Below are 18,159 nucleotides of genomic sequence, written 5' to 3' on the forward strand. Positions count from 1 at the left end.
TCGTTATAATAGATGGAGTGTTGGAACGACCAACTCAGTAAACATACGTATACTGTAAATTTGGAAGGAGCCGAACAAAGCTGTGGCAGTAAGCAAATGGAAATTTACCGCACGAGCATCACTATTATCCGCTGCCTTGGTATTGTTTGTAACAGGCTGTACCGATTATAAGCAAATCAAAGCGGACCTACTTCAAGCTGTCAACAAGCAAGAGGAAATCAAAAACTATCGTTTCACCGGATCAATTGAGCTGAAAGCAGACGCAGCATTGCTTGGACAAGCCAATCCCTTTGCCGCCGCTCTATTCGCTATACTAAAGGACAGTAAAATCGAATATACAGGTATAAGCGCTCTTGAACCGACCTCCCAGTTGGAAACCAATCTTAAAGTGACACCTGCCGGGGGAAGCGTCATTGACATTCCTGTCCTCATTAAAGATAGCAAATTGTTTTTCCATATGCCAGCTTTAAATAAAGATGACGAATATATGATGCTGCCCATCCAGGCGAAGCAGAACCCAGCTTCATCTTCCAGTAATCCGGAGCCTTTAAAAAACACAGGACATTTGTCCGCCGCTCTTAATCAACAGCTATTAAATGGTGTTGATGCAAATTGGCTGCAGTCTACCAAGGAACCCGTCACATTATCCGATGGTACAGCCGCCAAACGTATTACGCTTGATATCAACTCCAAGAATGAAAAAGCGTTTGCTGATTATTGGGATCAATCACTCCCAGGACTGTTAGAGCTGTTGAAGACTAATGGCTTGGCTTCCGGCGCCTCGCTGGATTCATGGCAATCCGCATTGAAGCAAATGAAATTTAAAGCACCTACAACCATAGACATGCTAATTGATAATGACGGGTATATTCATGAGCAGAAATGGAGCTTAAGTTTCACAGCTAACGGAAGCACCAACGATAATCGTATCATCTGGACCCAATCCCTAACCGAGATTAATAAAAATCCGGCATTCACAAAAGACATCCCCGCTAAGCAGAAATCACTCGATGAGCTGCTGAAGCTTACCAAGCAGGCACCTGCTGTGAAGAAAGCCAACTAAACCTCGGGCCGTAAGAGACTCTGTTCTTGAATTTTAAAAATACTTCTTCTTGCGAAGAAGTATTTTTTTTCATTATTATCATAAAATTGTGATAATGTTATCTTATATCTGTTATAGCCGTTCACTTAGGAGGAACCTATTCTGATGAGACCTTTTCAACAAGCCATTTGTCTCATCCTTTGTCTTGCCATTGGACTATACCACTACCAGCCTGCTTTCGCTGCCAGTACGGAAGAAACTAAGCTGCTGCTGCAAAAGAGTCTTACTGTATTCGAAGTGGATCAAGAGCTGGCTCGAATTGAGAAGCAGGAGAAAAGCCTTATTCTTCAGCTTGCTTCTGCCGAGCAGGAGCTCAAAGCTCAACAAGCCCTCTCAGTAGATACTAAGCGCCATGCAGCAAAGGTGCTGAGGGCTTACTATATGGGAGATCGAGATTCACTCTGGATGCTCTTGTTTTCTATTTCCTCCTTCAAGGACGCTCTTACAACTTTTGATTATTTACAGATGATCGTCCGTAATGATCGTGAATCGTTGAAGCGGTATACGGATAATCAAAAGCAGCTTCAGGAGCTTTCTAAATCGCTCACCACTTCCAAGACTGCCCTGCTTCAAACAAAAGATCGTTATATAGCCCAGCGAGAGAAATTAATTCTTCTTCAGAAGCAGCTTGATGAAGATGTGGCCAAACATTCCGAGGCAGCCGAAATATTGCAGCAGATGACGAATCTGACCGTTCAATGGCAAAATAAAGGCATACCGCTTTTTAAAATGTACTTTCAAGCATTGGCGCAAGCTATGAAGCAGCTTCCCGAAATTATTTCCGATTCTAAAGACGGTAAGAACAACCATTTAATTGTTAATGGATTTCAATATACATTTCAAATTACCGATCAAGAACTAAACAGCTTCTTACGAAGCAAAAATGAGCTGTTTCGAAATATGACCTTTCGATTCACTGACTCTCAAGTCATAACAACGGGTACACAGGACGGGATGGAGGTCCTCATTAAAGGTAAGTATGAATTAGCCGTAAAAGACGAACCTAAGGGAAAAACCTTCGTGCGTTTTCGTATCGAACAGCTTCAATTCAATGGCTTTGATCTACCGGCAACTACTATAGATGCTATGGAAAAGGAAATCGATTTGGGGATTTATCCGCAATCGATAGCTTCTTTTTTACTCGTAACTGGCGTTAAGCTCGAAGAAGGCAAGCTCAGCTTAATGCTGAAGCTGGCTTTATAATATTCGCAGTATCCATTCTAGTAAAAAATATCAGACAATGGAGAATTGAAAAATGACTATTGCTCTTAAACCAGCTCTGTTAATGGACATGCCGGATGGCAAGCTGCCCGGCTTTTATGCTCAAATTGTAAAGGCATTAGCAGCAAAAGCCCCCTTATTCGATCGCGACAAAGAATTGCTTATTTTCGATTCCCTTGGTGAGCGAGAAATGGCTTACCCTATTATGCAACAATATAAAATCCCTTATGAAAACATGGATTTACTGCTCCTTCCGGCAACAGTATCTGCGCGGCCTGATTTCACAGATTACGGTTTCGTCAGCCGTTCCGGACTCAGCTATGTTTACGCCGAGTCGGTCTACTTATTTACTCTTCATCATGTAGAGCCGGCAGCAGAGCCAATTCAAGCGCTTCAGCAATTCGAGGAGCATTTACTTGCTTCCATTCCGCAAGAAGAAGTCATTTATATTGTCGACCTGCAATTTGAAGAACTAATGAAACGCATTGCTCAAGCTTATAATTGTGAGCTTCGCCCCTTTCCTAAGCCCCTGTAAGCCTTTCTAAGCCCCTATGTATCATCCGACAAGTCCTTTTATGTAATAACCACGTTAGGCAATCAGCATGGTCAAAAAAAGCGCAGCAGAAAGGGTTCATCCCCTTACTGCTGCGCTTTTTATAAAAGCTACAACAAATCTGCCGCGAGCTGTGCCAGATGTGAACGTTCACCACGCTCCAACGTAATGTGCCCACTGATGTTTTGAGCCTTGAATCGCTCTACAACATAGGTCAAACCATTGCTGGAAGCATCCAGATAAGGGTGATCAATTTGTTCCGGATCGCCCAGCAGCACAATTTTACTTCCCTCGCCAACCCTTGATACGATCGTTTTAACTTCATGCTTCGATAAGTTTTGAGCCTCGTCAATAATGATAAATTGCCCCGGTATGGAGCGACCTCTTATATAGGTGAGAGCCTCAACCTGAATACTGCCTAGACCTGCCAATATTTTTTCAATATCTCCGGCCTTCTTTGTATCAAATAAATATTCAAGATTATCATAGATTGGCTGCATCCAAGGACGCAGCTTCTCTTCTTTTTCCCCCGGCAAGTAGCCAATATCTTTCCCCATTGGTACAACAGGCCGGGCAATCAACAGCTTTTTATATTTCCGCTCGTCTTCCACCTTCAATAAACCGGCTGCCAAGGTTAGCAGAGTTTTCCCTGTACCTGCTTTCCCTGTCAAAGTCACGATGGGAATTTCATCATTGAGCAGCAGCTCTAGCGCCATACGCTGTTGTGCATTCCGGGCCCCGATTCCCCATATAGGATCATTGCTAAGGAATAAAGGCTCAAGCTTCTTGCCATCCGCATTTACCTTAAGCAAGGCCGATTTGGACGTCCCCATCTCATCCTTGAGAATAACAAACTCATGAGGATTTAGCGGGTAAGCCAGATGAAGCGAGTTAACGTTTAAATACCGGTAAGTGTAAAATTCGTCAATTACGGAAGGATGGGCGTGAATGGTTAAATAACCCATATACATATCCGGCATATTGACAATCCGGTCGGTTAAATAATCCTGAGCTGTCAAACCAAGCACATCCGCCTTGATTCTGACAAGCGTATCTTTACTTACCATCACAACAGGTCTTGGATTCGGATTTTCCTGTTCTTCCATATGATAATTAAGTGCTACCGCCAAAATACGGTTATCATTAGTTCCCTCAGCAAACGTTTCTTGAAGCTTCGCAAAGCTTCGGTGATTCAATTCAACCTTGAGCCTGCCGCCATTCGGCAGATCAATTCCCTCAAACAATCTGCCTTGGTTTCGCAAACCATCCATCATCCGTGAGATTTGTCTGGCGTTGCGACCGAGTTCATCCGCATTGCGCTTTTTATTGTCAATTTCCTCCAGCACAATAGCAGGTATGACCACCTCATTATCCTCAAAAGCGTAAATCGCATTCGGGTCCTGTAAGAGCACGTTAGTATCCAGTACAAAGATTTTTTTCATATGAGTCCCTCCCAGGTTTGGTGTTTGGCTGTCGCTATACATAGGAATACACAGTCAAGGACAAACTAACCAAAGCAATTAAGGGATAGAAAGGAACGATCAATTATGAGAATATTTGTCTACTGTTTCCTGCTGTTGTTCGTCTTGGTAGGTTGTACCCAATCACCAAAGAATGGAGCTTCCCCCTCTCCGACAAATGATGCAAATCGACAAATTAAGGTCCAACAAACGGCACCTCAGAAAAAAGAAATTATCGATTCTCGGGCCGTCTCTGAACGTTTGGAGCAAATAGCCACCAGCATACCACAGGTAGAAAGCGCCAAATGCGTCGTTTTCGGTAACACAGCGGTAGTTGGGATCAATTTGCCTCCAGAAATGGACCGTGCCAAAGTAGGGACTATTAAGCTCTCAGTAGCAGAAGCGTTGAAGAAAGATCCTTACGGCGTTGACGCTATTGTGACGGCGGATATTGATCTTGCAGCAAGAATTGGTAAAGTAAGAGATAATATACGTAATGGCAGACCGTTTAGAGGTTTTGCAGAGGAAATGTCGGAAATTATAGGACGAATCATTCCTCAAATGCCGCGAGATGTTGAACCAGCCCCCTCCGCTAAAGAGCCACAAATGCCTAATGCTAACCTATAACGATTGACAATTTTCGATATGGAGAAAAAGCCTAGAATCCAAAAACATTCTAGGCTTTCTTCATGGCTTCAAAAACTTGCGTATCCAGCTTTTCAGCTGCACGCTTGTCATAAGTTTTCTCATATTCTGGGGCAGAGGAAATACGCGCTCCATAGAACATCGCATCTCTCACTACTGAGATATCAATATCAAAGCAAGCCAGTTTAAACGGCACGCCTTCAAGCGCATCCGTAACTAGTCGACCATTGCCATAAATGGCATGAACCGACCCTGCTCCAACAAAGGTAAGATTCAATTGCGGGTTTTGTTTAATATTGCTCACAATGCGTGAACGCTGGTCCACAGCAAAGCGAATGGTGCCCGATTCCTTGGCGTAGAGCCAGGAGATGGCATTCATGCTTGGTGCCCCGGATTCGAAATCAATTGTGCTTAAAAGCGCAAATGAATCCTTTTGCAATGCTGCAAATAATGGCTCCGGCAGTAGTGTGATCGTTTCTGCCATGGCTACCCCTCCTGCGTTATTTTCTTTGAATAGTACTGTGTCGATGACTATATTATAACACAGGTATGTTTCTGCAACCACAGACAGTTGTGGATGTCCATCCTATAGACATATGTATGACTTAAGCCACTCCCTTCCATTGCTGATACTATATTTTATTGATTATTCAGCTAGTTATGTCAATTGTCATTGATTGTTATACTTTGGATTGGAATTAATATCATGAAGCAGCTGCTCTACAGATTCTTTATCAAACATAAGCCTTTTTCGCTTGCCCTCAACTTCATAATGAATATGAACCATGGTCTCATCCTCGGTTGTTTCAAAACTTGTCACCGCATGATCATCACGTATAATCTCTTCAAAAAAAAGTCTGGTTTCTTCTGCGGCATGATCATCTTGTCTAGCCTCAGCTACTATCTTGATTTGCAACCAGTTAAAAAGGGCATCCTCAAGCCTCACTATTAATTCTCCTCCTTAAGCAGAGTGACGGCATATCCTTGCTTATGCCACCTAACCATCGTATGAACCCATTGATGAATAATATCGTCTTCTCTTGTATCAGCAATCTTAGCCGCGGCAATATTGAGCCAATCATCCATTTCTTTAACAGCTGGGAGCCTGTCCAAATAAGCTTGTGCACAATGAGATAGCTCCAGTCCCCCTTGTCCAAAGACAACCGGCCCCTCGCTTGCCAGCTCGAACGGCAATTCATCAACACCACAGGCTAATTCAAACTCTTCGCTGAGCATTAAGTTTGCTTTGAAGGTCACAAGCAAGCGGGGGTGAACCGACTTGAGCAATGCAAGAAAACGGTCTGCTATCTCCGCAGGCCGCAGCTCCAATCGATCCTTTAATAAAGTAACCATTTGTTCCTTTTCATCAATAACGATAGGTGTTAGCCAAAGACTGCTCACAGGTTCACCTCAACCTTCTTTACTTTCTATTGGTCCGCTCCTGAAAGAAGTATCGAATTCTTACCATTAACATCAGAGCAACCGCTACGGCCAAGCTCGGGATAATGGGCAACGCTCCTAATTGAAACAGAAGAAGCATAAATGCACCTACTCCAAGCAGCAAATAAACGACTGCTTCCTTCAATATAGGAAGCTTGCGCATTTTAAAAACTTTATTATAAACATATGTAATTAATACAAATATGATTAAATAAGCAATATACGGATGGGCGCGAAACCATTCGGTCATAATAAGTAACCTCCTGCGATTACATAATAATTTTAAAAAGAAAGCTCTGAATCATCAGAGCTTTCCGGTAAATATCATTATACGTTCGACGCTGCCATTTTGCGATTTTTTTCCGCACGCTCGCGCTCGCTTTTGTTAAGAATCTTTTTACGCAAACGAATCGACTTCGGCGTAATTTCACAATATTCATCATCATTCAAATACTCAAGCGCCTGCTCCAATGAATACAAGCGAGGAGTTTTCATTTTGACTGTATCGTCTTTACCTGCTGAACGGATGTTATTCAATTGCTTTTCTTTACAGATGTTAACGATGATGTCGTTATCGCGAGTATGCTCTCCAACGATCATTCCTTCGTAAACCTCTGCGCCTGGCTCAAGGAACAAAATTCCACGATCCTCAACAGACAAAATTCCGTATAGAGTAGAGGTACCTGTTTCGCTTGAAACCAGTACGCCTTCATGACGTCCACCAACTCCAGCGCCATAATAAGCTCCGTAGCTGTCAAACGCATGGTTCATTACTCCATAACCACGTGTCAAAGTCAAGAAATAAGTTCTGTAACCAATCAAGCCGCGGGCTGGAATCAGGAACTCTAAACGAACATTACCGCTGCCGTTATTGATCATGTTAACCATTTCCGCTTTACGCGTTCCAAGGCTCTCCATAACGGATCCCATGCTCTCTTCAGGCAAGTCAATAATCAGGCGCTCTAAAGGCTCCATTTTTTGACCGTCAATCAGCTTAATGATAACCTCCGGTTTGGAAACCTGAAGCTCGAAACCTTCACGACGCATATTCTCGATTAGAATACCTAGGTGAAGCTCACCACGTCCGGAAACGATGAATGCATCCGGGCTGTCCGTTTCATCAACACGTAAGCTTACATCCGTCTCCAGCTCTTTGAATAGACGCTCGCGAAGCTTACGAGATGTAACCCATTTTCCTTCGCGTCCTGCGAAAGGACTGTTATTGACAACGAAAGTCATTTGCAAGGTAGGCTCGTCAATTTTCAATACCGGTAATGCTTCAGGATTTGCAGGATCAGCCATTGTTTCACCAATGTTGATATCTTTAATTCCTGAGATAGCTACGATGTCGCCAGCGCCGGCTTCTTCGATTTCGATACGTTTCAAGCCTACGAAGCCGAACAGCTTCTCAATACGAGCTTGTTTAACAACGCCATCGCGGTTAATAACAGCAATCGGTTGACCTTGCTTAACAACGCCACGGTTCACGCGTCCAATCGCAATACGGCCCAAGTATTCATTGTAGTCCATCAAAGTTACCAGGAATTGAAGCGGCTCTGTGATGCTTTCTGTAGGACTAGGAATATGTGATACAACCGTTTCATAAATCGCCTGCATGTTAGGATCCTGTTTCTCAGGCTCAGATTCCATGCTGGATGTGCCCATCAAAGCAGAGGCGTAAACAACAGGGAATTCAAGCTGCTCATCATTGGCGCCTAACTCGATAAAGAGATCAAGCACTTCATCCACAACCTCGGATGGACGTGCATTGGGACGGTCAATTTTATTAACAACGACGATTGGGGTCAAGTTCTGCTCCAATGCTTTACGCAATACAAACTTCGTTTGCGGCATTGTGCCTTCAAATGCGTCAACGACCAATAGAACGCCGTCAACCATTTTCATAATACGTTCTACTTCTCCACCAAAATCGGCATGTCCAGGAGTATCCACAATGTTGATCAAGTAGTCTTTATAATTGATCGCCGTATTTTTAGCCAGAATGGTAATACCGCGTTCCCGTTCCAAATCGTTGGAGTCCATTGCGCGTTCTTGTACAGCTTCGTGCTCGCGAAATGTTCCAGACTGTTGAAGCAATTTATCCACCAATGTTGTTTTTCCGTGATCGACGTGAGCAATAATTGCAATGTTACGTATCTTATCTCTTGAATGCATGTTTTCCCTTACCTCTCCTTATTAGACTCTCCGGCATACTCCAGTCAGGGAGAAATCCGGGGTCCGTTCATAAAACAAGCGCCGGACATAAGCGCCGACGCTTGACATTTACGCTTAGTATACGCGAATTTTGCAGAAAACGCAAGATAATACAACAAGTTTAACGATCCATTTACATCCTTTTAACAAGCAGTTGACAATTCAGGAATGCTTTGGCTTCGGTCCGCCTGCCATTTTTTTCAATAATCCAGCACCAATAACGACAATTGTACAAACTACAGGTACGATCCAATGCGGTGTGTTACCCAGGATGAGATGAGATACCGTTTCGTCCTTTACGAACATTTCGCCGGCAGTATAACCAAGGATACCTGCTCCTAAAAACACAAGAATAGGATATTTTGTAAGAAGATTCATAACCAATGTACTTCCCCAAACAATAATCGGAACACTCAAGCCTATACCCAAAATAATTACAGTCAAGTCATTTTCGGCTTTGGCGGCGATGGCCAGCACATTATCCAGACTCATTACAAAATCTGCAACAATAATCGTCCAGACCGCCTTGCCTAAAGTAGTGGCTTCCTTGACATTAGCATGTCCATCATCGTCAATCAATAATTTAATAGCAATCCAGATCAACAATATGGAGCCGGCAGCTTGAATATAAGGAACGGTTAAAATATAGACAGCGATCACCGTCAATATTAGACGTAAAGCTATTGCACCGAAAGCTCCCCACCATATAGCTTTCTTACGCTGCTCGATAGGCAGATTTTTACTTGCAAGTGCAATAACTACGGCATTGTCTCCACTGAGCACAATATTAATTAGCATAATCTGCAAAAACAATAGAAACCAATCCCACATCTTTTATAAACCCCCACTTTTATCTTCTCATTAAGCTTTTCCGACTTAACAGAAGGTTATGAATTTTTATTCTAAAAGAATGAAGCGAATGATGATTTCCCCTCTGCTTGAATCCAAATCGTTTCCGTTTGTTTAACCGCTTCATCCAATTCCGTTTCAAGCCAGTCCATCTTTCTTTCAATGCTCTCAACAACACGCAGATTAGGATTCGTGCTTGGAGAAGGAGGCAGAAACAACGTACAGCAGTCCTCATGCGGCAGGATGGATATGGCAAATGTATCGATCTTCTCAGCAATCGTTATAATTTGCTGTTTTTCCATACAAATCAGCGGTTGAATAACCGGAAGCCCGACAGCCCGCCCAATGACATTCATGCTTCCAAGTGTTTGGCTCGCCACCTGTCCCAAGCTTTCACCGGTAACGATAGCGGAAGCACTATAATTATCAGCAAGCTTCTCAGTAATTCGAAACATTGCGCGGCGCAAAATGGTGATCAGCAAATTTTGATTGTAGGCTGAATGCACCTTGGTCTGCACACTCGTAAAGGGAACTAGGTGAAGCCTAATGTCCCCTGCATATTCAGTCAGCTTGCTAACGAGATCCTTCACCTTTTGCTGTGATTTCTCGCTGGTATAGGGATAGCTGTGAAAATGCACTGCATCAAGCTTAAGCCCCTGGCGAAGCGCCAGGAAGCCCGCAGCCGGACTGTCGATGCCGCCTGACAGCATGAGCATCGCCTTCCCATTGGTTCCTAATGGGAAGCCTCCAGCCCCTTCAAAAACTTGAGAATAGATCAACGCTTGTTCTTCGCGAAGCTCGACCTTCAGCTCAACCTCTGGCTTATTTACATCTACCTTCAACCCGGGAGTAGCATGAAGGACATAGCCTCCAACGAGATTGTTCATTTCTTGAGAGTCATAAGGAAAGCTTTTATTAACCCTGCGAACGGTCACTTTAAACGTTGCCGGTACCGTACCAATTGCTTGCATAGCGACCAAGGCCGTCGCCTGAACCGCTTCCAGCTGTAACGAAGTCGTATATACTGGACTGAACGATCCTAGCCCAAGTACTTTCTCTAACCTTGCGGCAAGTAATGGGAAGGACTCTCCGTTCATGTGTATGTAAACTCTGCCGAACTCACGGTTAAAGGTTAGCCCGGGGAAGGGCTGCAGAACTCTTCTCACTTGGTCGTACACGGCTTTTTCAAACCTGTGACGGTTTTTACCTTTCAATACAAGCTCTCCTAATCGGAGAACAACCAAATCTGGTTTCATTCGTTACCTCCGTCTTCGCTGCGATGTCGATGTTTGTTTCAATTGATCCACAACTTGTTTTAATATTCGGCAAAAATAATCCGCTTCCTCCAAGGTATGCTCAAGAGAATAGCTTATACGGATTCCGGCAGCTGCTCGGGCATCATCATAGCCCATAGCTTTTAACACACGGCTCGGCTTGGTGGCCCCCGAAGAACATGCAGACCCGGAGGATACATAAATGCCGTGCTGCTCCAAAGAATGAAGCAGTACTTCAGGCCTCAAGCCTGGAAACGAAAAGTTCATAATATACGATGCCATATCCGAAGAATGAACGGACGCATTCAGAAGCAGCTCCGGGATTTCCCTAATCCCTGCAATAAAACGTTGACGCAGGTGCGCTGTATGTTCTTGAAACCGCTCCTGATGGTCTGTAGCCATTCGTATCGCCTTGGCCATGCCGACGATTGCCGGAACGTTCTCCGTTCCTGAACGTACACCATTTTCCTGCCCCCCGCCCCACAGAAGGGGCTGCAGCTCCAGCCCCTGCCTGCAATACAGAAATCCGATCCCCTTCGGCCCGCGCACCTTATGTGCGGAGAAGGACATCAGATCAATCCTTGGCTCGGCAAGATTTAGAGGCAGCTTACAGGCTGCTTGTACAGCATCTACATGAAACAATGCCTTGGATTGAAGCCGCTTCAGCATGCCCGCGATCTGTTCGATAGGCTGAATACGGCCTGTTACATTATTAACCGCCATGACGCTAATCAGAATCGTATCCTCTGCCAATGCTAGCTCCATTTCATCGAGCTTTACTGCACCGGTAGCGTCCACCGGCAAGTAGGTGACCCGGTATCCCTGGCTCTCCAAGGCTTTAAAGGTATCATAGACAGAAGCATGTTCTACAGCTGTAGTAATAATATGATTCCCTCTGTGACGAAACCGGTGAACGGTTCCCTGAATAGCCAGATTATTGCTTTCTGTCCCACCGGATGTAAATATAATTTCATCTGGACGGCACTGCATACATTTGGCAATGACAGCCCTTGATTGACTAACGAGCTGTTCACCCTCAACACCCAACTTATGAAGGGAGGATGGGTTCCCAAAATGTTTCTTCATCACTTCGGCCATCGTATCCACTACTTCATCATAGGGAGGTGTCGTAGCTGCGTAATCCAAATATAACATAACATTCTCCTCACAAAAACAAGACCCGGCTAAGCTCCATAGTACAGAGGCTCATTGCAGGTCTTGTTTATTTAAATGGGCTTAAGCTTGGTACTCACGCTGAAGCCTCAACACTTTACTTACATAATCCTGTGTTTCCTTCGGCAACAGATGCATCTTTTCCATTAATTCATTATCGTTAGTAATGCCCAACCGAGCCATTCTTCCAGAGCCTGCATTGTAAGCTGCTAATGCAACCCCTTCATTTCCCTTGTATTTCTGAAGTAAACTGGATAAATACTTCGTTCCACCGCGAACATTTTGTGTCGGATCGAACGGATTGGTAACACCCAGCCCTTGGCCTGTTTCATCCATCAGCTGCATCAGCCCCTTGGCTCCAGCCTTCGAAACCGCTTGAGAGTTAAAGGACGATTCCGCGTGGATAACGGCTTTCACAAGACTTGGCTCTACGCCATTGCGCCGGCTGGCATCCACAATAAGAGGATCGAGCTCGGATGCCCTCATTGATCTATTCAATTCACTGTTTAAACGATTAGGCGTGGAAAAAGAAAATGCCGCATTCATACTCAATGGCTTCAATGAGGCTTTCCCGACGGACTTCTGTAAAGTGCCGTCCAACGTTGATTTGCCACCTGCAGCTTGTCCTAATATATTATTAAATAGGTCCGAAAAATCTGATTTGTTTGCCTCACTGCCTGCGGATGATCCTCCAAGAATAGAATCCATCTTATTTAACATTTGCAGCTGCAGCAATTCCTTAATGGTTCTTGGATCAATGTTCATGGAATACAGACTCTCCCTGTTCACAGTTTCACCATTATTGTACACTGTTTTGGGTTTGTCAGCCAGTTTTTTTTAGCAGTGTTTTCCTGACATGGCAAAAAGCAAGCCCGAGGGCTTGCTTTTTGCATACAAACTAAGCATATAACGGAACAAGAAGAAAATACCCTACTAATGAAATAAGTCCAAGAATAACCGACCATATGCCCAATGCGCGATTACCTTGAACATAGGTGATAACACCCGACAGCGCAGCAATAGATCCAAGCAGTGTCGGGAAAACAAACATGGACAAGATTCCAAGTACTAAAGCTGTATACCCGAGCCATTTGCCATGCGATTGTGTTCGCCCATCCTCTGCTGCCGACAATTGAACGGGTCTTCTGCTTTCAATCGGAGCTTGCATAGGCTCAGCATAAGGCACGGCTAGTTCGGCCGCATATTCTTCTGTACTGTCATGTCCTGTTTCTTTAGAAAGCTGCTCTTTTGAAAAATGATATGAATCCTTTGGATGCTCCCCTGGCTGTATGCGATTCTGTTCATTCATGGGTAAAGCCTCCCGCTACAGAGTTACTTCTTAAGTTTAAACGTATGACAGCAAGTATTGCCTGCACTTGACGCTGCATCCTTATGGCCGTTAAAATCCTCTGCAAATTCTGAACCAAAATCAGCATTTGCGTGTTGATCCACATCAATTGCAATAGATGTGGCCGAACAGTTATTTCCCTTTGACCAATATTCGCAATTGGCTACACTGCATTTTACGTCTGGCATCTTCATCACCCCTAACTTAATTTGCGCGGTAATGAAGCTCACTATGCTATCCGTTCAGCTGGGAATTAAGGACAAGGTACATGGCATGAGACCATAATAATGGCATTGCAGGAGTCCCCCATCTTTCTACCCATTGTTCGTAAGTGTGCAGCTCAGTCAGAGCGTGGGGCACCTGCTCAGGCAGCCTTCCGAGCTCATCCGATTGATCGATAATCCACTGTAGTGCTTGTCCTGCCTCCGTGTCCTTGCCCGCATGATGGCAAACCCAACCATACCATGCAGTCAACAGAATCCATTCTCCGCCCCCATAATACTCGTCTGTACAATAACGTCGAATGCCTCCGTGAGCCGTCTTTAAGTCGGCTTCAATTTTGGCAATAGTTGCAGCCATGATTGGATGGTCGGGAGCAAATACATGAAATGGCTCACATAACCATAGCAGACTTGCATCTACCCCATCATAGCTAAGTTCGTAACGATCGTTGTCTGAAGTGGGCCGTATACTTTTAACAAAATGCCCAGCTTCCGGATGTACCGCATGATCAAGTATAAAACGACGAATATCAGCGCAAATCCCATCAAGCCCAGCATCCCCGGTAAAATTCCGAATAGCCGACAGACCTCCATAGATACACGCAAGAGTAGAAGGATGAAGCTGATCATTTCGTTCTTCCCAGCAATCAAAATTAGGCTGTCTCCAAAAAGCGCATAAATACCGCACTGTTAATTCAACACTTTGCTGATAACGCTCAGGTATAACAGTTAGCCCCAATCTTGTGCAGTGCTCCGCCAAGCCCCACAACCACGCTCCATAGCCATCCAGCTGAAAATGACCCCATTCTGAATGATCATCATCACGGCCGTCCAAATGATATCTTGTATTTAGAAATTCATGCTGCTCTATCGTTTCACCACGCTCATGTTTTTGCAGAAGATAGTCCACATGCCCTTGTTGTCGGGATAAAACTTGATTCACCCATTGATAATAAAGCTCTGCACTTTCAGTTTCTCCCGCTACATCCATAGCATAAGCAATAAAGCTGCCGTCACGAAGCCAACTGAACGTATAATGGCTAAATAATGGACTCGCTGCGTAACCTCCGCTTGGATGCTGGTTCAACCTGATGATTTGCTTGCTTGTCAATGCCAATTGCCGACTTGTAAAAGAGCAGTTCCCCTTCATCCGCAGCCCCCTAGATTTTTCATAGAAAACTTCCGTCGCAAGCTCCATTTAAACAAAAAGAGATGCCGCAAAGCATCTCTTTTTTGCCAATAACTTATTGGAAATTACACACGCTCGCCCTGCATACGCTTTTGCGTAATGTAGTCTGTTTCATAATAAGCAAGCTCTTCACGAAGATTTTCAAAAATTTTGGAAAGCTCAATAGTCAAATCACGTGCTTCGCGCACCGGCTTTTTACGAAAACGAATGGCATCTTGACCTGTGTAAGCATAACGGCCATCTTCTGAATAACACTCGTTCTTCGGATAGAAGAAGTTGTTAACGCAACTATGATATACCTCGTACAATACCTTTTCCGCATATTCCACATTAAAAGTCGGACGACGCAGGCTAACACCAAGCTTTTCATATGCAACCTCAGAGAAAACCAGAAGGTGTCTCGTATCGGACAAATAACCTTTGTAGAAATCCTCCATTGCAGCATCAACTTCAGAATTAAGCTGTTGCAATGAATGCTCGTTCAAAAACTTTTCCATTTTCACAATTGCTTCGTTTAGTTTAATTTTAGTCGTTTCACATACATTTTTCACATTAAACACTGCCATGTCTAAGGACCTCCTATAATCAACAACGCCTATTTTTATGGAAATACAAATCTCTTACCATCCTACCACAAAACGCGGCTAAAAGTAATACGCAATATATAACGAAAAGATTCGTTGAAAATTAACAAATTCTGATCTGATAAAAAAAAAGGCGGCGGGGACCCTAACATTATTCATTTTCTAAAGTAGAGGAGCTTGCTCAATGTGGAAATATGTTTTAACCTTTGTTTTCGTTATTGCTTTAGGCACACTGTTGTTCCCCCGAGGCGGGAATGAACCGCAATATGAAGGTTTATCCTTATCACCCACAGCTGAAATGCAAATGAAGCACGCCACACTTAAACAAGACATGCAGCTGACCGCCGATTTATGCCGGAGCCAATGCAGTCTGGAGCTCCAAAGAATGCTGCTGCAAAAAAATGGGGAGTCTGCCGCTGAAAAGCTGAAAGGCTTGCAGGAGCTGCAAAAAGAGCATCCTCATATGGAGCAGCTAATCTGGGTAACTCCAGAGCAGTCTGTAGATCATGGAATCAGTGTAGGAGGGCTTAACGATGAAACCCGCACTGTAGCCGTTCCTGAATTGAGAAAAGCGAAGGCTGCAACCGACCGCGGAAGCAGTTATCAATCCCCTGCTCTATCAAGTAACGGAGAAACCTATTTTGTGCTCGGGGTTCCATCGACTCAAGCTGGCTCCGGACTTCTTGGTGTAGTTAAGCAAAGTATAGTCAAACATGTTGAAGATCACCAATTAAAAAATTTGCGTATCGTTACCTATCCTAATGAAGGCAAATATAAAGTCGAGTCCGTAGACTCGAGAACTTTGGAGGATGTAAAAGTCGATCATCCCGAGCAAAACGAAGGTACAAGCCACTATACGGTCAATCAGGTCGTTGTACGCTTTAAAAAAGAGCCTACACCAGCTGAGCTTGCCCAGATCCAGTCGGAAATCAGAACGACACGACCGCATCACAAGCTTGGGTATACGTATGTTTTTGAGTCCGAGCATATGGAAGCCAAACAATTGATGAATTATTTTCAAAAATGGAATGTCGAATACGCGGAGCCGCATTTTTTATATTTAACTAATACTACCGTGCCTTCAGGTTCTGCTGAGTCACCTGTAACACCTGTTCAAGATACTTCAACCATCACACCCAATGATTCATTGTACCGCCGCTATCAATGGAATTTGCCGCTAATCGAAACCGAATTAGGGTGGGATATAAGCAAGGGCTCAAAGGATGTTATCGTCGCTGTAGTTGATACCGGGGTTGATATGAATCATCCGGACTTAAAAAATCAGCTCATAGAAGGAATCAACGTTGTCAACACGGGAGCTCTTCCGCTGGATGATGTCGGGCATGGGACTCACGTAGCCGGAGTTATCGGTGCAATCGTTAATAATAACCTGGGTGTTGCCGGGATGAGCTGGTATAACAGGGTGATGCCGATAAAGGTGCTGGATCAAACCGGCGCGGGAAGCACATACGCCGTAGCGCAAGGAATTATATGGGCTACAGATCACGGGGCCAAAGTAATCAACATGAGCTTGGGTAACTATGCAGATGCCAATTTCCTTCATGATGCTATCCGCTATGCTTATGATCATGATGTAGTATTGATTGCTGCCAGCGGCAACGATAATACAGATCGTCCCGGTTTTCCGGCAGCTTATCCCGAGGTGTTCGCAGTTGCCGCTGCAGACGCAAATAAAAACAAAGCCTCGTTTTCCAATTATGGCGATTACATTGATGTTGCGGCACCAGGTGTAAGTATAGCGAGCACCTACCCTAATAATCAGTACGCAGCTTTGTCAGGCACTTCTATGGCCAGTCCACATGTCACTGCCTTAGCGGCTTTAATCCGTTCTGTCAATCCGGCGCTGAAAAACCAAGAAGTGATGCAAATCATGCGCGACACCGCTCAGGATGTTGGCCCAAAAGGAAAAGACAATTATTTCGGCTACGGATTGATTGATGTGGCGGCTGCTTTAAAAAGCGCCAAGGGAGTGAATGAAACAACAAAAGCTCATGAAAACGTCAGTCTGGATAATCCCTCTTGGACCCAGAGGTTTTTGGATTTATTTCATGACAAATATTCAAAATAAGCAGCATGGTCAAACAGCTTAATTAATAACACATCCGCGCAGCAAAAAAACCGCCTTTGAGGGGCGGTTTTTCATTGGTTAGGAAAGCTTGCGCATAAGCCGGGTTCTGTACTTCCAGTGGTCGTATCGGGTACCACCCTCCCACCATTGAAGCGACAATCATCTATCTAGGCCAAACGTTGCCGTTTGGCTCCAGCGACCAACCCGAACGCGTCCCGGGCAGAGACTGTCTCCAAGGAGACGTGCGTTCCATTAGGTCTTGCACCAAATGGGGTTTACCAGGACATATGTCACCATATCTCCTCGTGGTCTCTTACACCACGGTTCCACCCTTACCTGTGCGTGAGTTTAACCCCACGCCATCGGCGGTCCATTTCTGTGGCACTAGCCTTCAGCTCGCGCTGACTGGACGTTATCCAGCATCATTGCCCTGTGGAGCCCGGACTTTCCTCTCGTGATTTCTCACCAGCGATTGTCTGTCAAGCTTTCCTGAGTGCATTTGCTAGTATACAGCGAAACGGAATAAAAAACAACTGTAATACCTATGCTATACTCCCAATTTTATAAGAAACCTTCTGATCGAAGCTCTTCGAGGAAGAGACATTCGTGTCTAAGTTGTAACTTTTCTTGCAATATCAGACTTCTTCAGCTCCGCTGAAAACTTATAAAGTCTGGCGTGTAATATAATCCACTAAAGAAGGGAAATCCCCAGCAACTATCGAAGATACGAAGCACCTGACAAAGAGCTTCAATCTATACCTACCCTACCACAGGAGGTTGAAGTCGCATGGGGAAAT

The 18,159-nt window shown here is 44.4% G+C and carries 19 protein-coding genes and 1 other RNA gene; 5 read left to right on the top strand and 15 right to left on the bottom strand.

Annotated features, from left to right (window positions below):
• Window positions 1-82: 82 nt before the first annotated feature.
• The 3 genes from NV381_RS27685 (at window position 83) to NV381_RS27695 (ending at window position 2,858) form a co-directional block, all read left to right on the top strand.
• Window positions 83-1,063, top strand: coding sequence for a hypothetical protein (locus NV381_RS27685; protein ID WP_258216534.1), 981 nt, complete (start codon window positions 83-85; stop codon window positions 1,061-1,063).
• Window positions 1,064-1,207: 144 nt separating this feature from the next.
• Complete coding sequence (locus NV381_RS27690) at window positions 1,208-2,305, top strand: hypothetical protein (protein WP_258216535.1); 1,098 nt, start codon at window positions 1,208-1,210, stop codon at window positions 2,303-2,305.
• A 52-nt stretch (window positions 2,306-2,357) separates the two neighbouring features.
• Window positions 2,358-2,858: a hypothetical protein gene (locus NV381_RS27695; protein WP_258216536.1), complete on the top strand. Its 501-nt coding sequence runs from the start codon at window positions 2,358-2,360 to the stop codon at window positions 2,856-2,858.
• 128 nt (window positions 2,859-2,986) lie between these two features.
• Here the strand turns inward: NV381_RS27695 and NV381_RS27700 are convergent, their stop codons facing one another.
• Entirely contained in the window at window positions 2,987-4,318 is a 1,332-nt protein-coding gene (locus tag NV381_RS27700) for a PhoH family protein (RefSeq protein WP_258216537.1), read from the bottom strand.
• Window positions 4,319-4,423: 105 nt separating this feature from the next.
• On the opposite strand from NV381_RS27700, the gene NV381_RS27705 reads away from it, so the two are divergent.
• Window positions 4,424-4,963, top strand: coding sequence for a YhcN/YlaJ family sporulation lipoprotein (locus tag NV381_RS27705; RefSeq protein ID WP_258216538.1), 540 nt, complete (start codon window positions 4,424-4,426; stop codon window positions 4,961-4,963).
• 49 nt (window positions 4,964-5,012) lie between these two features.
• On the opposite strand, the gene NV381_RS27710 is transcribed toward NV381_RS27705, so the two are convergent.
• From NV381_RS27710 to NV381_RS27770, 13 genes are all read right to left on the bottom strand, one after another.
• On the bottom strand, window positions 5,013-5,465 hold the full coding sequence (locus tag NV381_RS27710; protein ID WP_258216539.1) for a pyridoxamine 5'-phosphate oxidase family protein: 453 nt from the start codon (window positions 5,463-5,465) through the stop codon (window positions 5,013-5,015).
• Window positions 5,466-5,651: 186 nt separating this feature from the next.
• On the bottom strand, window positions 5,652-5,927 hold the full coding sequence (locus tag NV381_RS27715; RefSeq protein WP_258216540.1) for a hypothetical protein: 276 nt from the start codon (window positions 5,925-5,927) through the stop codon (window positions 5,652-5,654).
• 2 nt (window positions 5,928-5,929) lie between these two features.
• The gene (locus NV381_RS27720; protein WP_258216541.1) at window positions 5,930-6,382 is read right to left on the bottom strand and encodes a hypothetical protein; all 453 of its coding nucleotides are present in this window, start codon (window positions 6,380-6,382) and stop codon (window positions 5,930-5,932) included.
• Between the two features lie 19 nt (window positions 6,383-6,401).
• Window positions 6,402-6,671, bottom strand: coding sequence for a YlaH-like family protein (locus tag NV381_RS27725; RefSeq protein ID WP_258216542.1), 270 nt, complete (start codon window positions 6,669-6,671; stop codon window positions 6,402-6,404).
• A gap of 77 nt (window positions 6,672-6,748) precedes the next feature.
• Window positions 6,749-8,596, bottom strand: coding sequence for a translational GTPase TypA (typA, locus tag NV381_RS27730; RefSeq protein ID WP_258216543.1), 1,848 nt, complete (start codon window positions 8,594-8,596; stop codon window positions 6,749-6,751).
• A 201-nt stretch (window positions 8,597-8,797) separates the two neighbouring features.
• On the bottom strand, window positions 8,798-9,466 hold the full coding sequence (locus NV381_RS27735; RefSeq protein WP_258216544.1) for a TerC family protein: 669 nt from the start codon (window positions 9,464-9,466) through the stop codon (window positions 8,798-8,800).
• A 71-nt stretch (window positions 9,467-9,537) separates the two neighbouring features.
• Window positions 9,538-10,740, bottom strand: coding sequence for a tRNA uracil 4-sulfurtransferase ThiI (gene thiI / locus NV381_RS27740; RefSeq protein ID WP_258216545.1), 1,203 nt, complete (start codon window positions 10,738-10,740; stop codon window positions 9,538-9,540).
• 3 nt (window positions 10,741-10,743) lie between these two features.
• Complete coding sequence (locus tag NV381_RS27745; RefSeq protein WP_258216546.1) at window positions 10,744-11,913, bottom strand: cysteine desulfurase family protein; 1,170 nt, start codon at window positions 11,911-11,913, stop codon at window positions 10,744-10,746.
• Window positions 11,914-11,994: 81 nt separating this feature from the next.
• Window positions 11,995-12,696, bottom strand: a complete 702-nt coding sequence (locus NV381_RS27750) for a lytic transglycosylase domain-containing protein (protein ID WP_258216547.1) — start codon at window positions 12,694-12,696, stop codon at window positions 11,995-11,997.
• Between the two features lie 133 nt (window positions 12,697-12,829).
• Window positions 12,830-13,240, bottom strand: coding sequence for a hypothetical protein (locus NV381_RS27755; RefSeq protein WP_258216548.1), 411 nt, complete (start codon window positions 13,238-13,240; stop codon window positions 12,830-12,832).
• A gap of 23 nt (window positions 13,241-13,263) precedes the next feature.
• On the bottom strand, window positions 13,264-13,467 hold the full coding sequence (locus tag NV381_RS27760; protein ID WP_258216549.1) for a DUF1540 domain-containing protein: 204 nt from the start codon (window positions 13,465-13,467) through the stop codon (window positions 13,264-13,266).
• Window positions 13,468-13,513: 46 nt separating this feature from the next.
• Complete coding sequence (locus NV381_RS27765; protein ID WP_258216550.1) at window positions 13,514-14,650, bottom strand: glycoside hydrolase family 15 protein; 1,137 nt, start codon at window positions 14,648-14,650, stop codon at window positions 13,514-13,516.
• A gap of 104 nt (window positions 14,651-14,754) precedes the next feature.
• Window positions 14,755-15,255, bottom strand: a complete 501-nt coding sequence (locus NV381_RS27770; protein WP_258216551.1) for a YpuI family protein — start codon at window positions 15,253-15,255, stop codon at window positions 14,755-14,757.
• A gap of 202 nt (window positions 15,256-15,457) precedes the next feature.
• Between NV381_RS27770 and NV381_RS27775 the strand changes: the two genes are divergently transcribed.
• Window positions 15,458-17,362: a S8 family peptidase gene (locus NV381_RS27775; RefSeq protein ID WP_258216552.1), complete on the top strand. Its 1,905-nt coding sequence runs from the start codon at window positions 15,458-15,460 to the stop codon at window positions 17,360-17,362.
• A gap of 79 nt (window positions 17,363-17,441) precedes the next feature.
• Here NV381_RS27775 and rnpB read toward each other — a convergent pair.
• Window positions 17,442-17,850, bottom strand: an RNA gene (gene rnpB / locus NV381_RS27780) — RNase P RNA component class A.
• Window positions 17,851-18,159: the final 309 nt, after the last annotated feature.

The sequence above is a fragment of the Paenibacillus radicis (ex Xue et al. 2023) genome (assembly GCF_024722015.1).
Classification (GTDB): Bacteria; Bacillota; Bacilli; order Paenibacillales; family NBRC-103111; genus Paenibacillus_S.